General features: G+C 32.6%; 11 protein-coding genes. All 11 read left to right on the plus strand.

What is annotated here, in order from left to right:
- Positions 1–23: 23 nt before the first annotated feature.
- The 11 genes from CLOLE_RS08710 to CLOLE_RS08760 all read left to right on the plus strand — a co-directional run bounded on the left by CLOLE_RS08710 (position 24) and on the right by CLOLE_RS08760 (position 12,521).
- A complete protein-coding gene (locus tag CLOLE_RS08710; RefSeq protein ID WP_013656732.1) occupies positions 24–953 on the plus strand; it encodes an NAD-dependent epimerase/dehydratase family protein in 930 nt (309 codons plus the stop codon).
- Positions 953–2,089 (plus strand): class I SAM-dependent methyltransferase, encoded by a 1,137-nt coding sequence (locus CLOLE_RS08715; protein ID WP_013656733.1) that lies wholly within the window; start codon positions 953–955, stop codon positions 2,087–2,089. Before CLOLE_RS08710 ends, CLOLE_RS08715 begins: the two co-directional genes overlap by 1 nt.
- Before the next feature lie 50 nt (positions 2,090–2,139).
- Positions 2,140–3,054 (plus strand): NAD-dependent epimerase/dehydratase family protein, encoded by a 915-nt coding sequence (locus CLOLE_RS08720; RefSeq protein ID WP_013656734.1) that lies wholly within the window; start codon positions 2,140–2,142, stop codon positions 3,052–3,054.
- A gap of 21 nt (positions 3,055–3,075) precedes the next feature.
- Positions 3,076–3,897, plus strand: a complete 822-nt coding sequence (locus CLOLE_RS08725; protein ID WP_013656735.1) for a beta/alpha barrel domain-containing protein — start codon at positions 3,076–3,078, stop codon at positions 3,895–3,897.
- Between the two features lie 29 nt (positions 3,898–3,926).
- On the plus strand, positions 3,927–6,554 hold the full coding sequence (locus CLOLE_RS08730; protein ID WP_013656736.1) for a YfhO family protein: 2,628 nt from the start codon (positions 3,927–3,929) through the stop codon (positions 6,552–6,554).
- Between the two features lie 198 nt (positions 6,555–6,752).
- Positions 6,753–8,435, plus strand: coding sequence for a GspE/PulE family protein (locus tag CLOLE_RS08735; RefSeq protein WP_013656737.1), 1,683 nt, complete (start codon positions 6,753–6,755; stop codon positions 8,433–8,435).
- A 20-nt stretch (positions 8,436–8,455) separates the two neighbouring features.
- Positions 8,456–9,520, plus strand: a complete 1,065-nt coding sequence (locus CLOLE_RS08740) for a type IV pilus twitching motility protein PilT (RefSeq protein ID WP_013656738.1) — start codon at positions 8,456–8,458, stop codon at positions 9,518–9,520.
- Positions 9,521–9,532: 12 nt separating this feature from the next.
- Positions 9,533–10,747 (plus strand): type II secretion system F family protein, encoded by a 1,215-nt coding sequence (locus CLOLE_RS08745; protein ID WP_013656739.1) that lies wholly within the window; start codon positions 9,533–9,535, stop codon positions 10,745–10,747.
- Between the two features lie 57 nt (positions 10,748–10,804).
- Positions 10,805–11,221: a type II secretion system protein gene (locus CLOLE_RS08750; RefSeq protein ID WP_013656740.1), complete on the plus strand. Its 417-nt coding sequence runs from the start codon at positions 10,805–10,807 to the stop codon at positions 11,219–11,221.
- Positions 11,222–11,307: 86 nt separating this feature from the next.
- Positions 11,308–11,976, plus strand: a complete 669-nt coding sequence (locus CLOLE_RS08755; protein ID WP_013656741.1) for a prepilin peptidase — start codon at positions 11,308–11,310, stop codon at positions 11,974–11,976.
- A gap of 17 nt (positions 11,977–11,993) precedes the next feature.
- Complete coding sequence (locus CLOLE_RS08760) at positions 11,994–12,521, plus strand: pilus assembly FimT family protein (RefSeq protein WP_013656742.1); 528 nt, start codon at positions 11,994–11,996, stop codon at positions 12,519–12,521.
- The last annotated feature ends 9 nt before the right edge of the window (positions 12,522–12,530 follow it).

The following is a 12,530-nucleotide window of genomic DNA, read 5'->3' on the forward strand; positions in this document are numbered from 1 at the left end:
AAAGACAAAGAATAGGGGATAAAATGAAAATAGCTGTAATTACAGGGAGCACGGGTTTTATTGGATCGCATTTGACTCTTAAGTTACTAAAAGAAGGTTATGAGGTATACGCACTGATAAGAGAAGGTTCGTCGTTTAAAATGGAACTAAGTCATTATAGAGGATTAAATGTAATTAAAGGTGATATTAAAAATGTAGAAATTATACTTGAGCATATAAATACGTGTGACGTATTTTTTCATTTAGCATGGGAAGGTGTAAATAGGAAGAATATAGATAATATACAAGTTCATGAACAAAATGTACTTTATTCTATGAAATGCATTGAAGTAGCGCTAAAACTTAATTGCAAATGTTTTATCCATACAGGATCTAGCGCTGAATATGGAATAGGACAAAATGGGATGTTTAAAGAAAGCCAGAAGGTAAAGCCTATTAGTGCCTATGCAAAAAGTAAATGGTTATTTTATTGTAAAGCAAGCAAGTTATGCTTAAACACTGAAATGAGATTTTTACATGTTCGTATTTTTAGTGTATATGGAATAAATGATCATCCTTGGTCTTTGGTATATACTACAATTAGTAGACTACTAAAAAACGAAGATGTAAGACTAGGAAAATGTATCCATTACTGGAATTATATATATATTGATGATTTGGTTGAAGGTATTATAGCGTTATATGATAATTCTTATAAAATACCTAAAAATGATAGTGGGATATTTAATATTGCTAGTAATGACACTAGGGTATTAAAGAACTTTGTTGAAGAAATTCATAGGATAACGTGCAGTCAAGGGAAATTGCAATTTGGAGCAATTGAACAAACAAGTAAAGAAGCAATATCAATGCAACCTAATATAAACAAAATAGGCATTATAACAGAATGGAAATCTAAAATTTCTTTTGAAGAAGGCATAAAAAACATGATAGAGAAAATGGAGGGGGATTAATGAGAAGGTGTATAGTGTGTAGTGGGGAATTCTTTAAAGAACCACTTTTAATATATAAGAATATGCCGAGTGCTGCTCAAAACATGCCCACTCAATTAGAGGTGACTAGGGACTATGGGATTGATTTAGAACTGTATCAATGCAGTTGCTGTGGATTGATACAGTTTGCTGTGGAACCAGTAAATTATTACAAAGATGTAATTAGAGCTAGTAGCTTTGGAAAAACTATCACAGATTTAAGGAGAAAACAGTATAAGGATTTTATTGAGAAGTTTAATTTGTACGATAAAAAAATATTAGAGATAGGATGCGGTCAAGGCGAATTTTTAGAAATACTAAAGGAATTCAATGTGAAACCTTTTGGCATCGAAAATAAAAAGGAGCTAGTAGATAGAGGAATTAGAAAAAATCTAAATATCGTGCAGGGATTTATAGAGGGAAAAGAGAATGTTATACAGAATGGAAAATTTGACGCATTTTTATCATTTAATTTTTTGGAACATCAGCCTAATCCTAATGGAATGCTACAAGGTATACATGAGAATTTAGTGGATGAGGGCGTGGGAATTATTACTGTTCCAAGTTTTGAATACTTTATTGAAAATGATAGCTTTTATGAATTTATTAGAGACCATATAGCTTATTATACAGAAGAAACACTTACCTTTTTATTACAAAAGAATGGATTTCAAATAGTAGAGATAAGTCGCTTTAATAGAGATACAATATCAGCATATGTTAAAAAAAGAAGTAGAGCAGACTTATCTAAATTTCAGCTGAATTTTAATCAGTTAACAGAGGATATAAATACATATATTGATTTATTAAAAAAAAATGATAATAAAGTAGCTATTTGGGGAGCTAGTCATCAATGTTTTACAATTTTATCAGCAGCGGAGCTACAAGGTAAGATAGAATACATTATTGATTCCGCAACCTTTAAGCAAGGTAAATATTCTCCAGCTACACATATTCCTATAGTATCACCTGAATTTTATTTTACAAATAAGGTTCAAGCAATTATTGTAATAGCGCCTGGTTATTCACAGGAGATTATTCAAATTATAAAAAAACATTACAATGATGATATTAAAATAGCAGTGATCCAATCAAGAACATTAGAATATATAAATTAGCTGCAAAGGTAATAAATCAGTATTAAAAATATTTAGTAGAACACGAGAGGATGAGAAAAATTAAGAAGGTTATTGTAACAGGGGCAACAAGCATGATAGGATCTGCTTTGATAGAATACTTAGTGGATAGGAATATTAAGGTATTAGCAGTCTGCAGGAAAGAAACTTCAAAAATAGAAAATCTTATTTTACATCCTAATGTAAAAGTTCAATTTGCAGACTTAAATGAATTAGATCAGCTAGAGAGTACGGAACAATATGATGCTTGTTATCATTTTGCATGGCAAGGTACAAATGCGGAATATAGAGAAGATGTATATTTGCAAAATAGTAATATCAAATATACACTAGATGCAGTAAAAATGGCTAAAAGATTAGGTTGCAAAGTTTTTATAGGAGCAGGCTCTCAATCAGAATATGGAAGGGTTGAAGGAAAATTATCTCCTGAAACTAAAATAGCACCAGAAAATGCATATGGTATTTCAAAGTATTGTGCAGGTAAAATAAGTGCAGTTTATGCAAAACAGTTAAATATAAAACATATATGGGTAAGAATAGTGAGTGTATATGGACCTAGATGTGGTGAATCAAGCATGATTATATCTACAATACAAAAATTATTAAAAGGTGAGGAACCTGAATTTACAAAAGGAGAACAAGTTTGGGATTACTTATATTGTGAAGATGCAGCGAGAGCATTATATCTTTTAGCAAATAAAGGAAAAGATCAGGAAGTATACTGTATGGGAAGTGGTAATCCAGAACCACTTATCACTTATCTTTACAAAATAAGAGATGCTATAAATCCAAACATTTCATTGAGAATAGGAAAGAAGCCTTATATAGATAATCAAATCATGTATTTGTGTGCAGATATCAGTAAACTAACACAAGATACGGGGTTTATTCCAAAAATATCTTTTGAAGAGGGCATAAAAAAAACAATTAACTATTGTAAAAAATAAGTAATAGTAGGGGATGATTTTATGATTAGAAATATTAAAGTATTTGATTGTACATTAAGAGAAGTAGGTTATCAAACCGGATGGCACTTTGATGAAGAATTTTATCATACAGTTTATAAATATGCTTTAGGTAAGTATATTGATTACATAGAATTAGGTTTCTTTCATAATGAACAGGCAGATACTAACAGAGGGTTGGGAAGGTATTGTAGCCTAAGAAATAATGAGCTAAGGGAAATATTCTCAAATATAAAAAATGTTACTAAGATATCTGCCATGAGAGATATTCAGAGACCTTTAGCACCATTATTGTCCAGAACGGAAAGCATTGTGGATGCAGTTAGAATATTAACCCGTTCCCATGAAACGGACTTTAATGTTTTAGGAAGACATATTGAAGAAATTATGAGTTTGGGATATGAGACTTTCGTCAATTTTACAAGTTCTGGCTATAATACCATTGATAAAAATCAAGCTTTTGTGAAGTTTATCAAAGAGCAAGGTGTAGATGTAGTTTATTTTGCAGATACAGAGAGTGTTATGACAATTGATTATGTTGTAGATACGATTAATATGTGTAAAGCTGAAGGTATAAAAGTAGGCATGCATTTCCACAATAAAACAGGCATGGCAGAAATTTTGACTGACACAGCTATTAGAGAAAATGTAGATTTTATTGATGCTACTCATTTAGGACTAGGGGGAAAGTGGAGAGATGGTAATTTAACCTTTGACTATTTATTGAGTAAGATGGGAACCGTTGGAGGCTTTGAAGCGACTCATTTAAAAAATGAAATGATTGAACAGATTATTAAGTATAATACTTATTCTTGTGCTGAATAAGCTAATGAGTATAAAAAAGGGGAAACTTTATGAAGCAATGTAAAGAATGGTTAAATGAAAATCGATTTATTATATTAGGTTTTTTGATTCCGTTTTTTGTTTGGATTTTTCTATGTATTATTATGTGCATTACACCCTTTGGACCATATAGCTTACTAATATCAGATTTGGAAGCGGGACATATTGATGCATTAACGAAACTTAGAGATATTGTATTAGAAGGTAAAAGTTTAGCATATTGTTGGGGACAAATACAAGGGAGTACACCTTTTGCGGGACTTGGTTTAGGTACCTTGATAAGCACATTTAATTTTATAATATTTTTTGTGGAAAAAGATCAAATTTTATCAGCATTAACTTGGATTATTATTTTGAGGATTGGATGTTGTGGTGCAACTTGTGCATTTTATTTGAAAAAGACTTTTAAACGAAATGATATAAGTATTAGTATCTTCGCGTGGTGCTACGCGCTGATGGCTTATGCCGTGATTTACTATTTCCATATTATATGGCTAGACCAAATCATGATGCTTCCTTTAGTGTTATATGGAGTGGAAAAGATCTTAAAAAATAAAAAGAACTATCTTTACTTTACAATTACACTTACGCTAATCTTTTTCATGAACTTTTATATGGCTTATATGACTGGTGTATTTGCTTTCTTATACTTTGTCTATAGATATTTGGCTGTAGAAAAAGAGTATTTATTAAAAGACTTTATAGGAAAGTTAGGCACTTTTTTAGTTAGTCCAATATTAGCTTTAGGTTGTAGTAGTGTGCTCTTAATTCCTATATTTAATATGATGCCCGGAAGAGATGGACTTTTTAATCCTGATCAAATGGCAATGTCATTACGCTACGAATTTTCAGGTCTAATGAGCAAATTATGTATCGGGAGTTTTGATACAGCCTTGCCTGGTGGATTGCCTTACATTTATTGTGGCTTAATTGTTGTAATCCTTATGTTTTTCTATTTCTTAAGTTATAGCATTACTTATAAGGAAAAGCTCCTTACCTTCTTTTTAGGCTTATTTATGTTTTTATCTATGACTGTTAATCCACTTTATGTAGCGTGGCATGGTTTTAAACCACCCGTATATTTTGAGGGACGCTTCACTTATATAGTTAGTTTTTTGATGATATGGATTGCGTACAAAGGGTATTGTGTATTTAATACCATTTCCATACGACAAGTACATACCACTTTTGGAATTATAGGTACTGCAGTTATCTTACTTAATCGACAAGTATATAGTTACATAACAGATGAATCGCTTCTATATACAGTTGTCTTCATTATTTTATATTATTTACTTATTGTTTTAGTCAAGCAAAAGCCAAGCTATAAAAAGCAAGGCACATTACTATTAGCATTATTAGTTGGATTAGAACTAGGGAATAATGCCATGATGAGTATTCAAACGATTGATAAGGGTGGGCAACTTCCTTTGGTTACTAAATATACTTCAGCATATAATACTATTAAAAGTGATGTGGATGAAATTATGGCTATGGATCCAGGATTCTATCGTATAGAGAAAGATAGTGAAAGAAGTATGAATGATGGATTTGGGATAGGTTATCCAAGCATAGGACATTTTGATACTATTTATAATTATGAAGTGAAAAAAACGATAGGTGATATGGGTGTTCAAACGGGACACAACTGGATTCGTTATAAAGGTAGTACTCCTATTACGGATATGCTAGTGAATATTAAGTATACAATGATCCAAGATGATACCTATCAAAGTTATAAGAATATAAAAGAAAAAGAATTTGTAAATTATTACGAAAACCCTTATGCAGTATCAGCAGGTTTTATGATAGCCAATCCAATCAATGAGGGTATTAGAGCGACTAATCCACTAACCTTGCAAGAAACCATTCTAAACGAAATGCTTGGAGAAAAGGATAACAATTATTATATACCTTTAACTCCTTATTCTGTTACTAAAGAAAATACAGGAAAAGTAGAACGTGAAGATAGCACAGTAAACCAGGCGAATGATGAAAAAAAAGGAGTGGTAACAGTCTATTATAGCAAAGATAATTATGCAGATTCTAAAATTAATTATAAGCTAAAAGTGGGAAAAGAGGGTCCTTGTTATATGTACGTGGATCAGATAAATGGCGGTAAGATGGCTATTATTGTTAATGATGATAAAGTTATACCAGCTGAATTTGACTACGGCAATTATGTGATGTATCTCGGAGACTTTAAATCTGGAGAAGAAGTTCAAGTAACCCTTCAACTTCTCCAACCTGAATTTGCAATGAAAAATATATGGTTTTATACATTAGACACCAAGGCGCTAGAAACGACAAGCAATGTATTAAGAGAACAGGCCTTGATGATTACAAAGCATTCAGATACCGAGCTAGAAGGAAAACTTATCGTAAATGATATAAAAAGCTATTTATATACTTCTATTCCTTATGATAAGGGGTGGACTATCTATGTAGATGGTAAGCGGATTGAGACTATAAAAGTACTTCATGGTTTCTTAGGAGCTAAAATAAGTGAAGGTAAACATACAATACGTTTAGTATACTCGCCTTATGGTTTTAAACTAGGATTGGGAATATCGATTTTATCAGGAATGGTAATCATTTTACTATTTATAATAAAATTAAATAAAAATAAAAAGCATTAATAATTAACAAAATCCTAAATTAAAATGGTTGAAAATTAATATTAATTTTACTAGTAAGTAATTGTATATAATTTAAAGAATTTTATGTTGATATTTTTGGGTAAAAAGCTTATAATATACATACAATTATAAATAAAATATGAATTTAGATTTATTAGGTTTGAATACCTTAGGTATTAAAGGGCTAGGATGTGAATTATGAAGAAGATGCAAAGAAAAAGATTGGGAGATTTGCTCTTTGAGACAGGTATGATTACCGGGGAACAGTTAGAGTGGGGAATTAAAGAGCAAAAACGTACAGGGAAACGTATTGGAGAGATTTTTGTAGAAAAAGGTATTGTCACCGAAGAAAATATCTTGGGAGCTCTAGAATTCCAATTGGGTATCCCGCATATGAATCTTGAGCAATATACTATTGATTACAATATTGCGTCTAGAGTCCCAGAAAGTATTGCAAGGCGTTATACAGTGATTGCAGTAGGCATAGATGATAACAAGTTAAAGGTGGCCATGAAAGATCCACTAAACATGTTTGCACTGGATGATTTAAAGTTAAGTACTAAAATGGAGATTATCCCTATTTTAGCATCTGAAAAAGGAATCATTAATGTTATCAATCAGACTTATACTTCTGCACAGACAAAGAGTATTGTATCCCAAGTGGAAAAGAAGCTACAAGAGGAATCTCAAAAACAAATAACTTTAGAAGTACCAGATGAAGATGAAAGTGCACCTATGGTTCAGCTTGTTAATAATATTCTAGAACGTTGTATTTTAAAGGGAGCTTCAGATATACATATTGAGCCATTTGAGTATTATGTACGTATTCGCTATCGTGTAGACGGTAGATTACATGAATTAGCGCAAACTAAAAAAGAAACTTTAAATGCTATTACAACGCGTATTAAGATTTTATCTGGGTTAGACATTGCAGAGAGACGTTTACCACAAGATGGGCGTATGTCTAAGTCTGTAAATGGTCAGCAGGTAGACCTTCGTGTGAGCATTTTACCAACCATTTATGGTGAAAAAACAGTTATACGTTTTATTTACCGTACAGGAAATAATTTAACTTTGAAGGATATAGGCTTTCATCCAGACGATTATAAGAGAGTAGAAGATTTGTTGAAAAATCCCCATGGTATTATTCTTTTGACAGGGCCTACCGGTAGTGGTAAGTCTACTACTTTGGCAGCAGCGTTAAAAGTACTTAATCAAGATTTTGTTAATATTATTACAGTTGAAGACCCAGTTGAAAATATGATAGAGGGTATAAATCAAGTAGCAGTTAATACAAAAGTTGGATTAACCTTTGCAAGTGCCTTGCGTTCTATCTTACGTCAAGACCCGGATATCATCATGATTGGTGAAATGCGCGATAGTGAAACAAGTTCTATTGCTGTACGAGCAGCTATTACAGGTCACTTAGTATTAAGTACACTTCATACTAATGATGCAGCTAGTTCTATTCCTCGTTTAGTGGATATGGGGACAGAAGCTTACATGGTTGGAGCAGCCATAAAAGGTGTTATTTCACAGCGTTTAGTACGTAGGTTATGTCCTAGTTGCAGGAGTAAACATCAAGTAACAGCTACTGAATCAAGAATATATAATGTTCCAGAGGGAACGGAAGTTTATCAGGCTAGAGGATGTAGCTTGTGTAATCAAACAGGATATAAAGGAAGATTAGCTGTACACGAAGTATTGGTTGTTGACTCACATTTAGAAGATATGATTTCTTCAGGCAAAACGAGTACAGAAGATATTAAAAACGAAGCTATTAAGAGAGGAATGAGAACATTATGGGACAATGCTTTTCATAATGTTCTTCAAGGAAAAACAACACTTGAAGAAATGCTAAGAATTGCATATGAGCAGTGAGGTAAGGAGATAAAGCATATATGGATGTTAATGATTTATTAGAAATTGTTGTAGAACAGAATGCTTCAGATATACATTTAACTGTAGGACTTCCGCCTACACTCAGGTTACATGGTCAATTAACACCTTTAGATTTGCCTACTCTAAGAGAAGCAGATACAAAAGAACTTATAGGTCAGTTACTAGAAGGAAAGCCTATTTTAATGGAGAAGTTTAGAGAAAAAGGAGAAGTAGACTTTTCTTATGCACTTCAAGATATAGGACGTTTTCGTGTTAATGTATATAAGCAAAGGGGAAGTTGGGCAACAGCCCTTCGTTTGGTTGGCGTAGATATTCCGAGAATGGAAGACCTAGGGCTACCACGAAAAATATTAGAATCTCTTTCTGATAATACAAGAGGGCTTATTTTAGTTACAGGACCTACAGGAAGTGGTAAATCTACTACTTTAGCCACTATGGTGGACTATATGAATCAAAAAAGAAGAGAACATATTTTGACACTTGAAGACCCTATTGAATATTTACATAAACATAAAAATAGTATGGTAAATCAGAGAGAAATTGGTTTTGATACCAATAGCTATGCTAATGCTTTAAGAGCCGCTTTACGTGAAGACCCAGATGTCATTCTGGTAGGAGAAATGCGTGATCAAGAAACGATTTCTACAGCTATTACAGCAGCAGAAACGGGTCATTTGGTATTAAGTACCTTACATACCATTGGGGCAGCTCAGACCATAGACCGTATTATAGACGTTTTTCCACCTCATCAGCAGCAGCAAATACGTGTACAGTTGGCTAATATTCTAAAGGGAGTTGTTTCCCAGCAGCTTTTGCCAAGATGCGATATTAAGGGGAGATGTGTGGCACTTGAGATTATGTTAGGTAATGCGGCAATAGCCAATTTGATTCGTGAGGAAAAGACGCATCAAATTTATTCTCAAATTCAAACAGGCGCATTAACAGGAATGGTTACAATGGATGCTTCTATTGTAAAGCACTATAAAGAAGGTCGGATTTCACTAGAAACAGCTAGCCATTATGCACAAATCCGAGATGAATTTAAACGTCTAATAGGACGATAAGGAGGCGGGAAAATGGAGACTTTTTTATACAAAGCAAAAAGTAGTGTTAATGGAAAAAAGATTTCAGGTGAATTACAAGCTGAAAACGAACTAGCTGTACGTGAAATGCTGATGAAAAAAAATCTTGATCCACTTTCGATTAGTAAAAAAAGTACTTTTAATGCTGATTTAAGTGAAGTAGGCATTTTTAAGCAAAAAATTAAATTAACAGATATTAACTTTTTTTGTAAACAATTCGCTTCTATGATTCAAGCAGGGATTAGTATTGGTAAAGGACTTAATATTTGTGCCCAACAGTGTTCTAATAAAACACTAAAGAAACATTTAGAGCATATTCACTCACAAGTTACAGAAGGGAAGACTTTATCAGAAGCAACAAGAGAAGAAAATATCTTTCCAGATATTTTAGTAAGTATGATTGAGTGTGGAGAAGCTTCAGGTAATTTAGATAAAGTATTACAGCAAACAGTAGATCATTTTGATAATCAATTAGGCGTTACCAAAAAAGTAAAAAAAGCTTTGGCGTATCCCACTATTGTTTTAGTTATTGTAGCTGTTGTAGTTGTTATATTAATGGTTAAGGTTATTCCGAATTTTATGGGATTGTTAACAGAAACAGGCGCAGAAATTCCAATACCGACTCAAATAGTTATTGCCGTAAGTAATTTTTGTATTGCCAAGTGGCCTATTTTAATCGGTATAGTAGTAGTATTAGTAGTTATAGGTTTTAATATTAAGAAAATACCGTCTTGTAGAAGAGCTTTAGATCGTCTATCACTCAAATTGCCTATATTTGGGGATTTAAATAAGAAGTCTATTTCAGCTGTTTTTGCTAGTACTATGTCCATGTTGGTAGAGTCTGGTATTCCTATGCTTCAAGCTATAGAGATAACTAAAAAGGTAATTGGTAATGCAGTAGCAGATGAAGAATTAGACTTAGCCATTATTTCTTTAAAGCAAGGGCAAAGCTTATATGACTCATTAAGTGGGAGTATAATTTATCCACCCATTATGTATAGCATGATTAATATAGGTGAAGAAACAGGTGCTTTAGATGATATGCTGATTAAAATAAGTGTTTATTTTAAAGAAGAGGTAGACATAGCAGTTGATAATATGACTTTATTAATAGAACCTGCATTGACCATCTTTATGGCTGTCATTGTTGGTGGTATCATGCTAGCGGTTATGTTACCAACCTTTGCAGCTGCTAATGCTATGATGTAAGCCAGAGTAAATTCCCAATTGGGATTTACATATAAAAATTTTAAGGGAGTGAGCAAAATGAAAACTCAACACAATCAAAAAGGTTTCACTTTGATCGAGTTAATCGTAGTTATTGCGATTATGGGAATCATTGGAGCCGTATTAGTTCCACAATTTGCAACAATGTCTTTACGTTCTAGAATGTCAACTGACGTATCTACAACTAAGACAGTGCAAAATCAAGCAGAAATTTTCTTTGCAGACACAGGTGCATGGCCAGAAAGTACTGCAGATAATATTGTTTCTGTTTTAGCTTCAACTAGTTACTTAGATCCTAAATACTTAGCAAATAGTTCAACTCTTAAGTTCCAAACATCTGGTGCAACACTTCAATATGATAGTGCTAGTAGCTTTTTATATGTAAGCGTTGCAGCATCTGATTACAACAAATTCAATGCAAATTCAGATAAGGGTGTTTGGATTAGAAGTAACTAACTTCATTATTTGAATAAGTTTAATTAAAGTCATCAATAAGCAGGTATTCTGTGGAATATCTGCTTATTTTAAAGGAGCATTAAAGTATGTTAATAGCGAGTTTCTTGTTAGGTTTTATAAGTAGTTGCAGTTATAATCTATTAGAGAAACGACTTATAAAAAGCTATGAGGAAATAGAGGCCCCTAAAAAATGGTCTTTTTATTGGATGTCTTTATTAGTAGGGTTGTTATTTGTGAGGGTTTTCCAAGTATATGGCTTAAAAGTAGAAGTTTGGCTATATATGTTTTTGATTTGGGACTTAGTTTTTTTAGCTTGGTTTGACCTAAAATATATGTTGTTACCATCTAAAATGATATATGTAGGTTTAGGAGGTGGAATAGCATTTCGTCTCATTCAAGGAATAATCTTAAATAACTACGGTTTAATAATTAATGGACTTATAGGAGCAGTAAGTGGCTATATACTATTTTTATTATTGTTTTATGGATCAAAGTGGCTATTAAAAAAGGAAGGACTAGGATTTGGAGATGTGAGGCTTATGGCTCTTATTGGCTTTTTTATAGGAGTAGAGTTATTACCTTTAATGCTAATCATAGCTAGTTTTTCAGCGGTATTAGTAGGTGCTTGTTTATACGTGATTAGGAAACAAAGTGAAGCATTTCCATTTGGACCTTTCTTATGTATAGGAACGCTACTAATAATCTTATTTCAAGATGAGGTTATTCATTTTTATTTGCAGTGTATGGGAATTTGAGTAAAGGAGGAGCTTATGTGAAAAAAAGAAGCAAGGGTTTTAGTTTACTAGAAGTGGCACTGGTGTTACTTATTATGGGTATTATTGGTGTAGCAGCGATACCCAGTATGCAAAATATACGTAGGCAAGAAGTAAATAAGCTTGCAAAAGAAATTTGCTTAGACCTTGTTACTCAAATGACAAATCAAAATACCAATAGAGATGAAACCTATGTTTTAGATCTAGTAAAGAAAGATGCATCGCCTACATCACCTTATTATGGCTATGTTATTACTACCTGTGATAGCAGTTTAAATCCAAAACCGGGAATTAAATCTACTGAACGTATACAACATAATAAGAATATAGAAATAGTGATTAAGGATACGAGTGGGAATATACCTGCAACACCTATTACAAAGTTGAGATTTTTGGATAAAAAGATAACAGATGCTGCGGGAAATGAATATAAAAATACGCTTCAGATTAGTTTGAAAAATGATCAATCCAAGTTAGAGATAGTATTTTATACAACAACGGGGCACTATGAAATTAGTGTGCCATAAGTAGAGGAG

The sequence above is a fragment of the Cellulosilyticum lentocellum DSM 5427 genome (assembly GCF_000178835.2).
In the GTDB taxonomy this organism is placed as follows: Bacteria; Bacillota; Clostridia; order Lachnospirales; family Cellulosilyticaceae; genus Cellulosilyticum; species Cellulosilyticum lentocellum.

Coding starts and splice junctions, on each gene's coding strand:
- CLOLE_RS08720 (WP_013656734.1), top strand. CDS start 2,140: ATGAGAAAAATTAAGAAGGTTATTGTAACAGGGGCAACAAGCATGATA.
- CLOLE_RS08740 (WP_013656738.1), top strand. CDS start 8,456: ATGGATGTTAATGATTTATTAGAAATTGTTGTAGAACAGAATGCTTCA.
- CLOLE_RS08745 (WP_013656739.1), top strand. CDS start 9,533: ATGGAGACTTTTTTATACAAAGCAAAAAGTAGTGTTAATGGAAAAAAG.
- CLOLE_RS08725 (WP_013656735.1), top strand. CDS start 3,076: ATGATTAGAAATATTAAAGTATTTGATTGTACATTAAGAGAAGTAGGT.
- CLOLE_RS08735 (WP_013656737.1), top strand. CDS start 6,753: ATGAAGAAGATGCAAAGAAAAAGATTGGGAGATTTGCTCTTTGAGACA.
- CLOLE_RS08730 (WP_013656736.1), top strand. CDS start 3,927: ATGAAGCAATGTAAAGAATGGTTAAATGAAAATCGATTTATTATATTA.
- CLOLE_RS08750 (WP_013656740.1), top strand. CDS start 10,805: ATGAAAACTCAACACAATCAAAAAGGTTTCACTTTGATCGAGTTAATC.
- CLOLE_RS08755 (WP_013656741.1), top strand. CDS start 11,308: ATGTTAATAGCGAGTTTCTTGTTAGGTTTTATAAGTAGTTGCAGTTAT.
- CLOLE_RS08715 (WP_013656733.1), top strand. CDS start 953: ATGAGAAGGTGTATAGTGTGTAGTGGGGAATTCTTTAAAGAACCACTT.
- CLOLE_RS08710 (WP_013656732.1), top strand. CDS start 24: ATGAAAATAGCTGTAATTACAGGGAGCACGGGTTTTATTGGATCGCAT.